The organism is Pseudomonas sp. SK2 (assembly GCF_016772395.1).
Classification (GTDB): domain Bacteria; phylum Pseudomonadota; class Gammaproteobacteria; order Pseudomonadales; family Pseudomonadaceae; genus Aquipseudomonas; species Aquipseudomonas taiwanensis.
In genome coordinates this window covers 1628938-1643777 of the sequence record NZ_CP061944.1, presented here as the reverse complement: position 1 = coordinate 1643777, position 14840 = coordinate 1628938, and the positions used below count along the sequence as shown (strand labels likewise).

Here is a 14840-nt window from a genome sequence, read left to right as displayed (position 1 = left end):
CGGGCCAGAGAGATTACAGATTCCGCAGCGCTGCGACTACTGCGTCGCCCATTTCCTGCGTACCGACTTTGCTGCAACCGGCCGACCAGATGTCGCCAGTACGCAGCCCCTGGTCCAGCACCAGGCTCACCGCCTTCTCGATCGCGTCGGCGGCTGCCTGCTCGTTGAAGCTGTAACGCAGCATCATCGACACCGACAGGATGGTCGCCAGTGGGTTGGCGATACCCTGCCCGGCGATGTCCGGAGCCGAACCGTGGCACGGCTCGTACATGCCTTTGTTGTTGGCATCCAGCGACGCCGAAGGCAGCATGCCGATGGAACCGGTCAGCATGGAAGCTTCATCCGACAGGATGTCGCCGAACATGTTGTCGGTGACCATCACGTCGAACTGCTTGGGCGCACGCACCAGTTGCATGGCGGCGTTGTCGACGTACATGTGGCTCAGTTCGACGTCCGGGTAGTCCTTGGCCACGTCCTCGACCACTTCGCGCCACAGCTGGCTGGACGCCAGCACGTTGGCCTTGTCCACCGAGCACAGCTTCTTGCCGCGCACGCGGGCCATGTCGAAGCCGACACGGGCGATGCGGCGCACTTCGCTTTCGCTGTACGGCAGGGTGTCGTAGGCCTGGCGCTCACCACCTTCCAGCTCGCGCTGACCGCGCGGGGCACCGAAGTAGATACCGCCGGTCAACTCACGCACGATGAGGATATCCAGGCCGGCGACGATTTCGGGCTTGAGCGAAGAGGCATCGGCCAGTTGCGGATAGAGGATGGCCGGACGCAGGTTGGCGAACAGGCCCAGTTGCGAACGGATCTTCAGCAGACCGCGCTCAGGGCGGATGTCACGCTCGATCTTGTCCCATTTCGGGCCACCAACGGCACCCAGCAGCACGGCATCGGCACTGCGCGCACGCTCCAGGGTCTCGTCGGCCAGCGGCACGCCGTGCTTGTCGATGGCCGCGCCACCGATCACATCGTGTTGCAGGCTCATGCCCAGCTGGAACTTGTCGTTGGCCAGCTCCAGCACCTTGACCGCTTCGGCCATGATTTCCGGGCCGATACCATCACCTGGGAGAATCAGAATCTGCTTGCTCATGCTTTCCTCTATCCATTCAAGCGGCGCGGCCCGATCAGCCTCGCCGTAAAAAACTCAGCGCTCGGCCCACATCACCAGGACATCGGTGCTGAACGAGCCGTCTGCTTCGATCTGGTAATACTGCCGTACTTCCTCGCCCATGGCCTGCTGCAATTGGCGGATGGCCACACGCAGCGGCTCAGGGGTGCGCATGCGCTCGACCCACGAGCCGAACTCAAGGCGCAGGCGTTGGCGGGTGTGGCTGCGCACGTGCAGGCCAGCCTCGCTGACCTGCTGCTGCCATTCGGCGGCCGAATAGTCTCGCACATGACTGGTATCACGCAGCACCTCGACGCTTTGCAGGTAGGTGTCGAGCAATGGACTGCCCGGCGACATGACATCGATGAAGGCCGCCACGCCGCCTGGCTTGAGCACCCGGCGCACTTCGCGCAAGGCCAGCCCCAGGTCGCTCCAGTGGTGCGCCGAGTACCGGCTGAAGACGAAGTCGAACGATGCATCGGCGAACGGCAAGTGTTCGGCGGCGCCGCGCTCGGTGGTGATATTGCCCAGGCCGCGCTCGGCGGCGGCACTGGCCACAACATCAAGCATCGACTGCGACAGGTCGTAGGCGACTACCTCGGCTACCTGCGGGGCGACCTGGAAACTGACATGACCGGCACCGCAACCCAGGTCCAGCACTCGGGCAGCGCCCCGCCCCGCCAGCTCCGCCTGCAGCAGGGCGAATTCGCTGCCCTGCGCGTGCACGGCGCTGCTGAGGTAGGCACTGGCCTGTTCGCCGAACTGGCGTTGGACCACATCGGTATGCTGGGTGCGGGTCATGTCTCAATCCTTTTGGTCTTTTATTGCCTGTCCCGACCTCTTCGCGGGGTGTCTCCGCGAAAGGGCCGGCACGGTCACCTGCAAACTTCAGGCATCACGGAACAACCAGGGCTGTTGTGCACGATGCTTGCTCTCGAAGGCCTTGATCGCATCGCTGTCCTGCAGGGTCAGGCCGATATCGTCCAAGCCGTTGAGCAGGCAGTGCTTGCGGAACGCATCGATCTCGAAGTGCAGCACCTTGCCATCCGGGCGGGTAACGGCCTGGGCCTGCAAGTCGATGGTCAACTGATAGCCTGGGTTGGCCTCGACCTGCTTGAACAGCTCGTCGACTTCTTCGTCGCTGAGGATGATCGGCAACAGGCCATTCTTGAAGCTGTTGTTGAAGAAGATGTCGGCGAAGCTCGGCGCGATGATGCTGCGGAAGCCGTACTCATCGAGTGCCCAAGGGGCATGCTCGCGGCTCGAACCGCAACCGAAGTTCTCGCGCGCCAGCAAGACGCTGGCGCCCTGGTAACGGGCATGGTTGAGCACGAACTCTTCGTTCAGCGGACGTTTGCTGTTGTCCTGATAAGGCTGCCCTACATCCAGGTAGCGCCACTCGTCGAACAGGTTAGGGCCAAAGCCGGTACGCTTGATCGACTTCAGGAACTGCTTGGGGATGATCTGGTCGGTGTCGACGTTGGCGCGATCCAACGGCGCAACAAGACCGGTGTGCTGGGTAAAGGCTTTCATGCTGCGCTCCCTTGGATCAACTCGCGGACATCGATGAAGTGGCCGGTGACCGCCGCGGCGGCAGCCATGGCCGGGCTTACCAGGTGGGTGCGACCACCGGCACCCTGGCGCCCTTCGAAGTTGCGGTTGGACGTGGACGCGCAGTGCTCGCCGCTTTCCAGGCGGTCCGGGTTCATCGCCAGGCACATCGAGCAACCAGGCTCACGCCATTCGAAGCCAGCTTCGATGAAAATCTTGTCCAGGCCCTCACGCTCGGCCTGGGCCTTGACCAGGCCAGAGCCCGGTACGACCAGCGCCTGCTTGACGTTGGCAGCGACCTTGCGCCCCTTGGCGATTTCGGCGGCGGCGCGCAGATCTTCGATGCGCGAGTTGGTGCAGGAGCCGATGAATACGCGGTCCAACTTGATGTCGGTGATCGCCTGGTTGGCGGCAAGGCCCATGTACTTGAGGGCACGCTCGATGGAACCACGCTTGATCAGGTCCGGCTCTGCGGCCGGATCAGGCACGCGCTGGTCAACGGCAAGCACCATCTCGGGCGAAGTGCCCCAGCTGACTTGCGGCTTGATCTGGGTGGCGTCGAGCTCGACCACGGTATCGAACACGGCATCGGCATCCGACACCAGGCCTTTCCAGGCCTGGACGGCCTGCTTCCATTGCTCGCCCTTGGGCGCGTACGGACGGCCTTCGACATAGGCGACCGTCGTCTCGTCGACCGCCACCAGACCGACACGGGCACCGGCTTCGATGGACATGTTGCAGATGGTCATGCGGCCTTCCATGGACAGGTCGCGGATGGCGCTACCAGCGAACTCCATGGCATGGCCGTTACCGCCAGCGGTGCCGATCTTGCCGATGACCGCGAGCACGATGTCCTTGGCGGTGACACCGGCGGGCAATTGGCCCTCGACGCGCACCAGCATGTTCTTCATCTTCTTGGCGACCAGGCACTGGGTGGCGAGCACGTGCTCGACCTCGGAAGTACCGATGCCATGGGCCAGGGCGCCGAACGCGCCGTGGGTCGAGGTGTGCGAGTCGCCGCAGACCACGGTCATGCCTGGCAAGGTAGCGCCCTGCTCTGGGCTGATGACATGGACGATGCCTTGGCGCTCGTCGTTCATCTTGAATTCCACGATGCCGTATTCGTCACAGTTCTCGTCGAGGGTCTGCACCTGAAGGCGCGAAACCTGGTCGACGATGGCCTCGATGCCGCCCTTGCGCTCTGGCGTGGTCGGCACGTTGTGGTCCGGCGTGGCGATGTTGGCGTCGATCCGCCACGGCTTGCGGTTCGCCAGGCGCAGGCCTTCGAAGGCCTGGGGCGAAGTCACTTCGTGAATGATGTGGCGGTCGATGTAGATCAAGGACGAGCCGTCATCACGGCGCTTGACCTCATGGGCTTCCCAGAGTTTGTCGTAGAGCGTTTTGCCAGCCATCAGACTGTTCCTCATCAGCGTCTTTCTATGCCAAAGACCCCTTGGCTTGTACGGACGATGCTATGGCGATAGATTGAATAACTCAAATTCATAATTTTCATGCTTCGCATAACCATCAGGAATTCGAATGGACCTGGCCAACCTCAGCGCTTTCATCGCCATCGCCGAGACCGGCAGCTTTTCGGGGGCTGGCGAACGCCTGCACCTGACTCAACCGGCCGTCAGCAAACGCATCGCCGGACTCGAGCAGCAACTGGACGTGCGCCTGTTCGACCGCCTGGGCCGAGAAGTGACCCTGACCGAGGCCGGGCGGGCCCTGCTGCCACGCGCCTACCAGATCCTCAACGTACTGGATGATACCCGACGTGCGCTGACCAATTTGACCGGCGAGGTGAGCGGTCGCCTGACCCTTGCCACCAGTCACCACATAGGCCTGCATCGTCTGCCTCCGCTTTTACGGGTGTTTACCCGCCAGTACCCGGCGGTGGCGTTGGATATTCAGTTCCTGGATTCGGAAGCGGCCTACGATGAAATCCTCCATGGGCGCGCTGAGATTGCCGTGATCACCCTGGCACCCGAGCCGCATCACCTGATCAAGGCGGTACCGGTCTGGGACGATGCCCTGGACTTCGTGGCGGCGCCGGAGCATCCCCTGGCCCGCGACACGGCGGTCAGCCTGGCCGACGTCGCCCGCCACCCGGCGGTTTTCCCCGGCGGCAACACCTTCACCCACCACATCGTCCAGCGGCTGTTCGAAAGCCAGGGCCTGACCCCGAACATCGCCATGAGCACCAACTACCTGGAGACCATCAAGATGATGGTTTCGATTGGTCTGGCGTGGAGCGTGCTGCCCCGTACTATGCTGGATGAACAGGTCGCACCCATCGCCTTGCCCGGCATACAGCTGTCGCGCCAGCTAGGCTACATTTTGCACACGGAGCGAACGCTATCGAACGCGGCCAGGGCCTTCATGGCTCTTCTCGACAGCCACGCAGGGTCCGCCTGACCGGTCGTCAGCCCGGCACTTCCAACTTCAAGGACGCGTCACACGCCAAAGGTCTGGTACCGATGCCCAAATCAGCAAACCGCTTTCCGCGCCTGCCGCGCATTTCGGCGGCCGACCCTCAGGAGTCGGAACAGGCCTGGCAAAATGCTCCGCAACTGCTTGCCGCGCTCAACGGCGCCCACCTGGGGGCCTGGCTGTGGGATATCGAAAGCGGCAGGGTCAGCTGGTCGCGCGGAACCCAGGCGCTGTTCGGTTTCGACCCACAACGCCCGCTGCCCATCGACATCGACTACCTCGACCTACTGCCAGAAGAGGATCGCGCCCGCACCCGCCAGGCCTTCCAGGCGGTGGTCAACGGCGAGCCGGTGGAGCAGGCCATGCGCCACCGCATCCGCTGGCCAGACGGCAGCCTGCACTGGCTGGAAATCAATGGCAGCCTGACCCGCGACCGCCATGGCCGCCCGCAGATGATCGGGGTGATCCGCGAGATCACGCGCCAGCGCGACCGTGAAACAGCGCTGATCAACTCGGAAAAGCGCTTTGCCACCCTGTTCCACCTCAGCCCCAACGCAATTTTGCTGACCCGACGCCATGACGGCATGATCTTCGAGGTCAACCAGCACTTCGAAGACATGTTCGGCTGGCCCGGTAGCCAGGTGATCGGCAAGACCAGTTTCGAGCTGGGCCTTTGGGTAAACCCAGAGCAACGCCACCAGGTACTGGAGGCCACCCGTGCCAATGGCGGCCCGTTGACCTTGGAAGTGCAGTTTCGCGCCAGCAGCGGCAAGATCCACGACGGCATCCTGTGCACCCAGGGCATCGAGCTGGAAGGCGTCACCTACCTGATCAGCACCTTCGTCGACACCACTGAACGCAAACGTGCCGAGCAGGCCCTCAAGGACAGCCAGGAGCGCCTTGACCTGGCCCTGGACTCGGCTCAACTGGGCACCTGGGACTGGCACATTCCCAGCGGCATGCTCTACGGCTCGGCCCGCGCCGCGCAATTACACGGCCTGGACCCTGTCCCCTTCCACGAATCGTTCGACTCCTTCTTCGAAGGCGTACCGGAGCAGGAACGCAACAGCATGCGCCAGGCTTACCGCAGTCTGCGCGAAGGTCCGGCGGGCAACTACCAGATCACCTATCGGGTACAGCTGGAAAACGGCGCCTCACGCTACATCGAGAGCCGCGCCCGGCTGTATCGCGACGAACAGGGCAACCCGTTTCGCATGGCCGGTACCTTGTTGGACATCACCGACCAGGTCGAACGCGAACAGCGCCTGAGCGCTTCGGAAGAAAAATTCGCCAGCCTGTTCCAGGTAAGCCCGGACCCGATCTGCGTCACCCGCCAGGACACCGGCCAGTTCATCGAGGTCAACCGGGCCTTTTCCCAGACCTTTGGCTGGGACGCCGACCAGGTGATCGGCCGCACGGCCGAGCAGATCGGCCTGTGGGCCGAGACCTCCGAGCGCGCCCAGCGCATCGAAAGGGTCATCCGTGAACGGGCGCTGAACAATGTGGCCGTGGTGGTCAACCACCGTAACGGCTCAGCGCTGACATGCGTGATTTCCAGTTGCCTGATCACCGTCGATGGGCAGCCCTGCAGCGTCACGACGCTGCGCGACATCACCCAGCAGCAACGGGCCGAGGCCGCGCTCAAGTCCAGTGAAGAGAAGTTCGCCAAGGCGTTCCACTCCAGCCCGGATGCCATCACCATCACCGAACGCCATAGCGGTCGTTACCTGGAGGTGAACGACGGCTTCTGCCGATTGACCGGCTACAGCGCCGCCGAAGTGATTGGCCGCAGCGTTCACGAACTGGGGATCTGGGCCGACGACAAGCAGCGCAGCGCCTTGCTCGGCGAACTCCGCGAGCGTGGCCGGGTCCACCACCGGGAGATGCTTGGGCGCAACAAACGCGGTGATATCCTGACGGTGGAAGTGTCGGTCGAGCCGATCAGCCTGAACGAAGTCGAATGCCTGCTGCTGACCGCGCGCGACGTGAGCCAGTTGAAGAATGCCCAGGCGCAGATTCGGCACCTGGCTTACCACGACCCGTTGACCAACCTGCCCAACCGCGCCCTGCTGATGGACCGTCTGAGTCAGCAGATCGCCCTGCTCAAGCGCCACAACCTGCGCGGGGCACTGCTGTTCCTGGACCTGGACCACTTCAAGCACATCAATGACTCCCTCGGCCACCCGGTGGGCGACACCGTGCTGAAGATCATCACGGCGCGCCTGGAGGCCAGCGTGCGCCTGGAAGACACCGTGGCGCGCCTGGGAGGCGATGAGTTCGTGGTGCTGCTCAGCGGACTGGAGGGCAGCCGTGAGGTGGTCGAGCACAAGGTCCGTGAATTGGCCGACACCCTGCGCGAGCTGCTGGCCGAGCCCATGTCGCTGGACGGCCAACGGCTGCAGGTCACGCCGAGCATTGGCGTAGCGCTGATTCCCGACCATGGCGCGACCCCAGCCGACCTGCTCAAGCGCGCCGACATTGCCCTGTACCGCGCCAAGGACTCCGGGCGCAACACGACGCAGCTGTTCCACACGACCATGCAGAAAGCCGCCAGCGAGCGGTTGCGGATGGAAAACGACCTGCGCCTGGCCCTGGCGCGTGGCGAACTCGCCCTGCACTTCCAACCCCAGGTCGATGCCCGCGACAACCGGATCGTCGGGGCCGAGGTGCTTCTGCGCTGGCACCACCCGCAACTGGGCCAGCAGGCACCAACGCAATTTATCCAGGTGCTTGAAGAAAGCGGCCTGATTCTTGAAGTTGGCAGCTGGATTCTCGACGAAGCCTGCGATGCCTGTGCACGCATGCTCGAAGATGGCCTGGTCGCCCCCGACGACTTCAGCCTCTGCGTGAACATCAGCCCCCGGCAGTTTCGCCAGAACGACTTCGTCGAACGCGTGCTACGCAGCCTGGACGATTACCGCCTGCCGCGACATATGCTCAAGCTGGAGATCACCGAAGGCATCGTCATCCAAAACCTTGAAGATACCATCAGCAAGATGCGCGAGCTGAAGCGTTATGGCGTGAGCTTTGCCATGGATGATTTCGGAACGGGCTATTCGTCGCTGACCTACCTCAAGCGCCTGCCGGTGGATGCACTGAAGATCGACCAGACCTTCGTGCGCGATGCGCCGGACGACCCCAACGATGCCGAAATCGTCCGCGCGATCGTGGCCATGGCCCGCAGCCTCGACCTGGCGGTAATCGCCGAAGGCGTGGAACTGACCGAGCAACTGGAGTTTCTCGAATTGCTGGGGTGCCACCTGTATCAAGGCTACCTGCACAGCCGGCCGCTGCCCTTGCCTGAGTTTCGTCAGCTGCTGCTCGAGGCGCCTGCCAATTACTGAGACAAAAAAAGGGCACCGCTACGGGTGCCCTTTCTTGAGTGTATGCAGCACTCAGTTCAGCGCTGGCGTGTCGCCATTGATCGGAATGCGCTTGGCCTTGGCTTCTTCCGGCACGATGCGCAACAGGTCGATGCTGAGCAGGCCGTTGGCCAGACCCGCGGACTTGACTTCGATATGGTCAGCCAGGCGGAACGACAGCTTGAAGGCGCGCTGGGCAATGCCCTGGTGCAAGTAGGTCACTTCCGCTGCGGTGTTTTCGCGTTTGCCACCGGTGACGGTCAGGACGCCTTTTTCGACTTGCAGGTCGAGGTCCTGCTCCTGGAAACCGGCCGCTGCAACCACGATACGATAGTGGTCATCGCCATGTTTTTCTACGTTGTAGGGAGGGTAGCTGCTACCCGCCTCGTTACGCGCCGCAGATTCGAACAGGTCGTTGAAACGGTCGAAACCAACGGAATGGCGGAACAGTGGTGCAAGAGAGAAAGCGCTAGTCATGGTCATAAACTCCTGAGATTTCAGCAAGTAAGTCATTGCGCGACCCGACTTCGGCATCGCGTACTCAAGAAATATGTCCGGGGAAAAGGCTTTCAAGGGGTAGGCAAAAAAAATTTTAGGGGGGCTGAAAACAGTATCGCCGGCAAGCCGGCGACAGGGACGCATCAAGCCACGCATTCCTCGAACGCGGGCACCTCGACCCCGAGCAACCGGCTGATCCGCTGGCAATCATCCTCGCGCCGCAACTCGGCGAACAACACCACCGCCTCCGGGTAACTACGGGTCAGCATCGCCAACCATTGCTTCATGCGCCCTGGCGCGTAGCGCGGCGACAACTTGGCCTGGGCTTGACGCCAGAATTCGCGCAGCAACGGCAACAGCGCCTCCCAGGACATCGGCTGGAGCTCGCGGCCATCGCGCGCTGCGGCGATCTGCAACGCCAGGTCCGGACGCGAGACCAGGCCACGACCCAGCATGATGTCTTCGGCGCCGCTGACCTCGCGGCATCGTCGCCAATCGTCCACGGTCCAGATCTCGCCATTGGCGAACACCGGCACCTCGACCACATCCTGCACCCTGGCCACCCATTCCCAATGGGCCGGCGGCTTGTAGCCCTCGACCTTGGTTCGGGCATGGACCACCAGATGCGCCGAACCACCTTCGGCCAAGGCCGTGGCACACTCCAGCGCGCCATCAGGGCTATCGAAACCCAGACGCATCTTGGAGGTTACCGGAATGTGCGCAGGCACCGCGCGCCTTACCTCACGGACGATGGCATGGAGCAGTTCCGGCTCCTTGAGCAGCACGGCACCGCCCCGCGACTTGTTGACCGTCTTGGCCGGGCAACCGAAGTTCAGGTCGATCACTGGCGCCCCCAACTGGCAGGCCAGCGCAGCGTTTTCGGCCAGGCATACCGGGTCGGACCCCAGCAATTGCACACGCATCGGCACCCCGGCCGCGGTGCGAGCGCCGCTGCGCAGCTCCGGGGCCAGCTTGTCGAAGGACGAGGCCGGCAACAAGCGGTCGCAGACGCGAATGAACTCGGTGACGCACCAATCGATGCCGCCCACTCGGGTCAGGACGTCGCGCAGGATGTTGTCGACCAGCCCCTCCATGGGGGCCAGGGCAATTTGCATTTCTGGGTCTCGGCGGGAAAAGGCCGCAGTCTAGCAAAAAACGCCGCCGGGTCAGGCACCGATCAGCGCCGGGCCGTAGCCGTCGAGAAACTCCGCCGGCATGCGCTTGGGCTTGCCGCTGGACAGCTCGATGCAGGCGAAGGTGGTCTGGGCGCGGAGCAGGGTGACGCCATCCCGCGGGCGCTTGAGCTGAAAGCGACGGGTCATGCGCAGACGTTGATCCCAGTCGATGATCCAGGTCGCCAGTTGCAGCTCATCGTCTTCATAGGCGGCAGCGAGGTAGTCGATTTCATGCCGAACGACCGCCATGGCCCGGTCAAGACGCCGGTATTCGGCCAAATCCAACCCCAGGCGCTGGGAGTGGCGCCAGGCGCAGCGCTCCAGCCAGGTGACGTAAACCGCGTTATTGGCATGGCCGAGACCGTCGATGTCCTCGGTGCCGACGCGCAGGTCGATGATGAATGGTGTTGCCAGGTCCCAGCTCATGCCCTTTTCCTTGATAAAGAATGGGTTGCCTGTACCGGCCATATCGCCGGCAAGCCGGCCCCGACAGCAGGGCCGGTCGATGAGCGGGCAGTGTAACGGAAGCTCAGGCGCTTTGCCGCGCGGGAGTGCCGGCGCCGGCCAGCAATTCGAGCACTGCTTCACTCAGCCGCGGATCGGCCAGCACCCGCTGGTGCCCTCCTTCCTCTAGCAGCATCAGGCGGCTGTCGAACCAGGCTTTGTGAATGATCTGCGCCTCATCGGCGGACACCAGCGCATCATCGGCGGCGTGCACCACCAACCCTGGCAGTTCCAGCTGGTAGGCGCTGACGTCCAAGCGGGCAATCTGCATCCCCACATCCCGCTCGACTTGGCGAATGAAAGCGGCCCTGGCCCGTGCCGGCAGGCCAAGACGCCGGGCGAAGCCACGCAACACACCCAGCAACTGCGCAGGTGCGGCGATGCTGACCGCCGCCTCGGCCCGCAACCCCATCTGCAATGCCAGCAGCACACTGGCTCCGCCCATGGAATGGCCGATCACCGCGCGCAAAGGGGGTAGTTCGGCAGCGGCTTCAAGCAATGCGCGCGCGAACAACACCACATGGGCCTGCTGGCCGGGCGAACGCCCATGAGCCGGCCCTTCCAGCGATACCACGGTATGCCCGGCCTGCACCAAGGTTTCGATGAGTGCGGCAAACTGGGTCGGCCGCCCCTCCCAACCGTGCATCAGCAACACGGTCGGCCCCTTGCCCCAGCGCAACGCCGACAAACCGAAACGCAGGGTGATGCGCTCGGCCTTGGCCAGCAAGGGCAACTCCCACGGTTTGGGCGGCAGGTTGCGCGGGGTCATGAAGGCGCGGCGCATCTTGCCGGCGATGTGTTCGGGGGCCAGATGACCCAGGGTGCCATTGACGCCACGAATCCAGCTCAGGGTAGTCATCGCCTTGCTCCAGGTGTAGGGGGTTCAGATCACCGCCGACTTGGCGGCGCGCAGGATGCGGTCGGATAGCACATCGGTGCCCAATGCCCGAGCCAGGGCCAGGCCGCCCACCATCAAGGCAAGGTCGGCCAGGGCCTTGTCGATGTCTTCGGGGCTGTCGACCATTTGCGCGGTCATCAACTCGATGTGCTCGGCCAACACGTCGCGAAAGGCCTCGGGCAGCCGTTGCATCTCCCCCAGCGAGTTGGGCAACGGGCATGCCTGAACCTCGGCGTCGCGGTGCTTGCGCGACAGGTAGAACGCCGCCGCAAGCGCCCGCCGCCCCGCTCCATCCAGGCTCGGATCGACCTGGGCAAGCAGCGCGCGACGCTCGTTCAACAACTGGCGGAACGCCTCCAGCATGAGCTCGTCCTTGCTGTCGAAGTGGGCATAGAAGCCCCCCACCGTCAGCCCGGCAGCACCCATTACCTGGCTGACACTGGGCTCGGCCGGCCCATGCTGGATCAATGCCGTGCGGGCGGCTTCCAGGATACGTTCGCGGGTCTTGCTCTTTTTATCGCTCATGGGCACCTCGAATATGATAGGCATCATATTATGCTCATAATATTTTTTGGCAAGCGAAAAAACACGACTCCCGGCACGGGGCGAGCACATTGGCGGAGGGAAGAAAAAACAAAAGGCCCATTCAATAATCGAATGAGCCTTTGAAGTCCCGCAAAACGCGGGTAAAAATGGCGTCCCCTAGGGGACTCGAACCCCTGTTACCGCCGTGAAAGGGCGGTGTCCTAGGCCACTAGACGAAGGGGACGTAACCTTCGCGAAGATTCGCTTTAGCGAACCCTGGCAGAATTGGTGGAGCTAAGCGGGATCGAACCGCTGACCTCCTGCATGCCATGCAGGCGCTCTCCCAGCTGAGCTATAGCCCCGAAAACAAAAGGCTCATCCAACATTAAGAATGAGCCTCTTTAAGCCCCGCAAAACGCGGGAAAAAGTGGCGTCCCCTAGGGGACTCGAACCCCTGTTACCGCCGTGAAAGGGCGGTGTCCTAGGCCACTAGACGAAGGGGACGTAACCTTCGTGCCGATCCGTTTTCACGAACCGCGGCAAATTGGTGGAGCTAAGCGGGATCGAACCGCTGACCTCCTGCATGCCATGCAGGCGCTCTCCCAGCTGAGCTATAGCCCCGGATTTCTAGCCTCTCGGCCCAGCGACATCCTGAAACATCGCTTGTGTGAAACTGGCGTCCCCTAGGGGACTCGAACCCCTGTTACCGCCGTGAAAGGGCGGTGTCCTAGGCCACTAGACGAAGGGGACGAACCTTCTTACCTTCAAGACCCGGTTGCTGGACCCAGTCTTGCTTATCGGCATTCACCGTTAAGCGGAATTTGGTGGAGCTAAGCGGGATCGAACCGCTGACCTCCTGCATGCCATGCAGGCGCTCTCCCAGCTGAGCTATAGCCCCACAATGTCGCGCTGAACTGAATCACCGGCTGGGTGCCTGGCGCTTCGTTTTAGTTCATCGCTGTGGACGGGGCGCATATTAAGATCGGATTGCAGAGCTGTCAAACAAATTTTTGAAAAAATTCAAAAGTTTTTTTCGAGATAACAATCACTTACCGCCCTGCCCCAGTGCTACGGGTTGCCTCGCCTCTTCCGCGGCAGGCTGTGGGGGGCTTTATGTCGCGAAAGGGCCGCGTGCGACCCCTGCGATTTTGCGTTGCAACTAAAACCCTGGGACCGCAGGGCGGCCCGTTCGCGGCACAAGGCCGCTCCCACAGCGTGCGCTGCAGCTGTCGATCAGGGTCAGGCGATGTTGGCCAGCAACTTTTCCCACTCTTTGTTTTCTTTCTTCGACACCCCGCCCAGCAGGTCGAGCGCTTGGCGCAGGCGATAGCGGGTCAGGTCTGGACCGAGGATTTCCATGGCGTCGAGCACCGATACCGAACTGGCCTGACCGGTGATGGCGGCGAACATCAGTGGCATGGCATCACGCAACTTGAGCTCCAGCGCCTCGACCACGGCCTGGATGCAGGCGGTGATGCGGTCTTTTTCCCACTGACGCAGGCTTTCGAGCTTCCACAGGATCAATTGCATCACCTGGCGAACCTGGTCGGTGGACAGCTTTTTGCTTTCGAACAGCTTGGCATCGAGTTTGAGCGCGCCTTCGAAGAAGAAGCCACCCAGCGGCGCGATCTGGCTGAAGGTTTCAACCCGGCCTTGTACGTGCGGGGCGATCTTCATCATGTAGTCGCTGTTGAATGCCCATTTCTGCACACGAGCGGCAAACTCTTCCACCGGCAGCTCACGCAGCCACTGGCCGTTGAGCCAGGACAGCTTCTCGATGTCGAAGATCGGGCCACCCAGCGAGATACGCGACAAGTCGAAATGCTCGACCATCTCGGCCAGCGAGAACTTCTCACGCTCGTCCGGCATCGACCAGCCCATGCGCCCCAGGTAATTGAGCATCGCTTCAGGCAAGAAGCCCATGCGCTCGTAGAACGTCACCGAGGTTGGGTTCTTGCGCTTGGACAGCTTGCTCTTGTCGGGGTTGCGCAGCAGCGGCATGTAGCACAGCTTGGGCTGTTCCCAACCGAAATACTCGTAAAGCTTGATCAGCTTCGGCGCAGAAGGCAGCCACTCCTCGCCACGCAGCACGTGGGTGATGCCCATCAGGTGGTCATCGACCACGTTGGCCAGGAAGTAGGTCGGCAGGCCGTCGTTCTTCATCAGCACCTGCATGTCCATGCGGTCCCATGGAATCTCGACGTCGCCACGCAGCATGTCCGGAACCACGCAGATGCCTTCGCTCGGCACCTTCATACGGATAACATGCGGCTCGCCCGCCGCCAGGCGGCGCTGGACTTCCTCGGCGCTCATCTTCAGAGCACGGCCGTCGTAGCGCGGGGTCTCGCCGCGGGCCATCTGCTCGGCACGCATCTGCTCGAGCTCTTCGGCAGTGCAGAAGCAGTAGAAGGCGTGGCCAGCGTCGACCAGCTGCTTGGCGTACTTGGCGTAGATATCGCCCCGCTCGCTCTGCCGGTATGGGCCGTGTGGCCCCCCCACGTCCGGACCTTCGTTCCATTCGATGCCGAGCCAGCGCAAGGCGTCGAAGATCTGCTGCTCCGACTCGCGGGTAGAGCGCAGTTGGTCGGTGTCTTCGATACGCAGGATGAACTCACCGCCGTGCTGCTTGGCGAAGCAGTAGTTGAACAGGGCGATGTAGGCGGTGCCGACATGGGGGTCGCCAGTGGGCGATGGCGCGATACGCGTGCGAACGGTGGTCATGGAGAGTCTCGAACGAAAGATGAAACAAAGGCGGGATGTTAGCAGGGAGCGGGCACTCG

12 protein-coding genes and 6 tRNA genes are annotated in these 14840 nt (G+C 62.6%); 2 read left to right on the top strand and 16 right to left on the bottom strand.

The genetic code is table 11. The annotated features are described in order from the left end of the window. Nucleotides 1–13: 13 nt before the first annotated feature. The 4 genes from leuB to leuC form a co-directional block, all read right to left on the bottom strand. Nucleotides 14–1096, bottom strand: a complete 1083-nt coding sequence (gene leuB, locus IF103_RS07340) for a 3-isopropylmalate dehydrogenase (RefSeq protein WP_023379440.1) — start codon at nucleotides 1094–1096, stop codon at nucleotides 14–16. 54 nt (nucleotides 1097–1150) lie between these two features. Then, on the bottom strand, nucleotides 1151–1915 hold the full coding sequence (locus IF103_RS07335; RefSeq protein ID WP_027907532.1) for a class I SAM-dependent methyltransferase: 765 nt from the start codon (nucleotides 1913–1915) through the stop codon (nucleotides 1151–1153). A gap of 87 nt (nucleotides 1916–2002) precedes the next feature. Further along, nucleotides 2003–2647 (bottom strand): 3-isopropylmalate dehydratase small subunit, encoded by a 645-nt coding sequence (leuD, locus tag IF103_RS07330; RefSeq protein WP_023379438.1) that lies wholly within the window; start codon nucleotides 2645–2647, stop codon nucleotides 2003–2005. Continuing rightward, nucleotides 2644–4077, bottom strand: coding sequence for a 3-isopropylmalate dehydratase large subunit (gene leuC / locus IF103_RS07325; RefSeq protein WP_023379437.1), 1434 nt, complete (start codon nucleotides 4075–4077; stop codon nucleotides 2644–2646). Before leuC ends, leuD begins: the two co-directional genes overlap by 4 nt. Before the next feature lie 127 nt (nucleotides 4078–4204). Here leuC and IF103_RS07320 point away from each other — a divergent pair, with 127 nt between their 5' ends. Together IF103_RS07320 and IF103_RS07315 are read left to right on the top strand one after the other, a co-directional pair. Further along, entirely contained in the window at nucleotides 4205–5083 is an 879-nt protein-coding gene (locus IF103_RS07320) for a LysR family transcriptional regulator (RefSeq protein WP_023379436.1), read from the top strand. 62 nt (nucleotides 5084–5145) lie between these two features. Continuing rightward, nucleotides 5146–8442, top strand: coding sequence for a PAS domain S-box protein (locus IF103_RS07315; RefSeq protein ID WP_104882027.1), 3297 nt, complete (start codon nucleotides 5146–5148; stop codon nucleotides 8440–8442). Between the two features lie 51 nt (nucleotides 8443–8493). Here IF103_RS07315 and IF103_RS07310 read toward each other — a convergent pair whose 3' ends face one another. The 12 genes from IF103_RS07310 to gltX form a co-directional block, all read right to left on the bottom strand. Then, on the bottom strand, nucleotides 8494–8937 hold the full coding sequence (locus IF103_RS07310) for an Hsp20 family protein (protein ID WP_023379434.1): 444 nt from the start codon (nucleotides 8935–8937) through the stop codon (nucleotides 8494–8496). 164 nt (nucleotides 8938–9101) lie between these two features. Next, nucleotides 9102–10073 (bottom strand): tRNA dihydrouridine synthase, encoded by a 972-nt coding sequence (locus tag IF103_RS07305; RefSeq protein ID WP_023379433.1) that lies wholly within the window; start codon nucleotides 10071–10073, stop codon nucleotides 9102–9104. A 51-nt stretch (nucleotides 10074–10124) separates the two neighbouring features. Further along, nucleotides 10125–10559 (bottom strand): acyl-CoA thioesterase, encoded by a 435-nt coding sequence (locus IF103_RS07300; RefSeq protein WP_023379432.1) that lies wholly within the window; start codon nucleotides 10557–10559, stop codon nucleotides 10125–10127. Between the two features lie 103 nt (nucleotides 10560–10662). Next, on the bottom strand, nucleotides 10663–11496 hold the full coding sequence (locus tag IF103_RS07295) for an alpha/beta hydrolase (protein WP_023379431.1): 834 nt from the start codon (nucleotides 11494–11496) through the stop codon (nucleotides 10663–10665). 24 nt (nucleotides 11497–11520) lie between these two features. Then, the gene (locus tag IF103_RS07290) at nucleotides 11521–12060 is read right to left on the bottom strand and encodes a TetR/AcrR family transcriptional regulator (protein WP_202675987.1); all 540 of its coding nucleotides are present in this window, start codon (nucleotides 12058–12060) and stop codon (nucleotides 11521–11523) included. A gap of 168 nt (nucleotides 12061–12228) precedes the next feature. Beyond that, nucleotides 12229–12304, bottom strand: a tRNA-Glu gene (locus tag IF103_RS07285). A 42-nt stretch (nucleotides 12305–12346) separates the two neighbouring features. After that, a tRNA-Ala gene (locus tag IF103_RS07280) sits at nucleotides 12347–12422 on the bottom strand. A gap of 66 nt (nucleotides 12423–12488) precedes the next feature. Then, nucleotides 12489–12564: transfer RNA gene (locus tag IF103_RS07275), tRNA-Glu, on the bottom strand. Between the two features lie 41 nt (nucleotides 12565–12605). Further along, nucleotides 12606–12681: transfer RNA gene (locus IF103_RS07270), tRNA-Ala, on the bottom strand. Nucleotides 12682–12734: 53 nt separating this feature from the next. After that, nucleotides 12735–12810, bottom strand: a tRNA-Glu gene (locus IF103_RS07265). A 72-nt stretch (nucleotides 12811–12882) separates the two neighbouring features. After that, a tRNA-Ala gene (locus tag IF103_RS07260) sits at nucleotides 12883–12958 on the bottom strand. 341 nt (nucleotides 12959–13299) lie between these two features. Next, nucleotides 13300–14781 carry a glutamate--tRNA ligase gene (gene gltX, locus IF103_RS07255; RefSeq protein WP_023379429.1) on the bottom strand — a complete coding sequence of 494 codons (1482 nt, stop codon included), beginning with the start codon at nucleotides 14779–14781 and terminating at the stop codon, nucleotides 13300–13302. Nucleotides 14782–14840 lie beyond the last annotated feature (59 nt).

Bases quoted from the DNA above. Each gene is read 5' to 3' on its own strand.
- leuB (WP_023379440.1), bottom strand. From the start codon at position 1,096: ATGAGCAAGCAGATTCTGATTCTCCCAGGTGATGGTATCGGCCCGGAA.
- IF103_RS07320 (WP_023379436.1), top strand. From the start codon at position 4,205: ATGGACCTGGCCAACCTCAGCGCTTTCATCGCCATCGCCGAGACCGGC.
- IF103_RS07310 (WP_023379434.1), bottom strand. From the start codon at position 8,937: ATGACTAGCGCTTTCTCTCTTGCACCACTGTTCCGCCATTCCGTTGGT.
- IF103_RS07295 (WP_023379431.1), bottom strand. From the start codon at position 11,496: ATGACTACCCTGAGCTGGATTCGTGGCGTCAATGGCACCCTGGGTCAT.
- IF103_RS07315 (WP_104882027.1), top strand. From the start codon at position 5,146: ATGCCCAAATCAGCAAACCGCTTTCCGCGCCTGCCGCGCATTTCGGCG.
- IF103_RS07335 (WP_027907532.1), bottom strand. From the start codon at position 1,915: ATGACCCGCACCCAGCATACCGATGTGGTCCAACGCCAGTTCGGCGAA.
- leuC (WP_023379437.1), bottom strand. From the start codon at position 4,077: ATGGCTGGCAAAACGCTCTACGACAAACTCTGGGAAGCCCATGAGGTC.
- IF103_RS07290 (WP_202675987.1), bottom strand. From the start codon at position 12,060: ATGAGCGATAAAAAGAGCAAGACCCGCGAACGTATCCTGGAAGCCGCC.
- gltX (WP_023379429.1), bottom strand. From the start codon at position 14,781: ATGACCACCGTTCGCACGCGTATCGCGCCATCGCCCACTGGCGACCCC.
- IF103_RS07300 (WP_023379432.1), bottom strand. From the start codon at position 10,559: ATGAGCTGGGACCTGGCAACACCATTCATCATCGACCTGCGCGTCGGC.
- IF103_RS07305 (WP_023379433.1), bottom strand. From the start codon at position 10,073: ATGCAAATTGCCCTGGCCCCCATGGAGGGGCTGGTCGACAACATCCTG.
- leuD (WP_023379438.1), bottom strand. From the start codon at position 2,647: ATGAAAGCCTTTACCCAGCACACCGGTCTTGTTGCGCCGTTGGATCGC.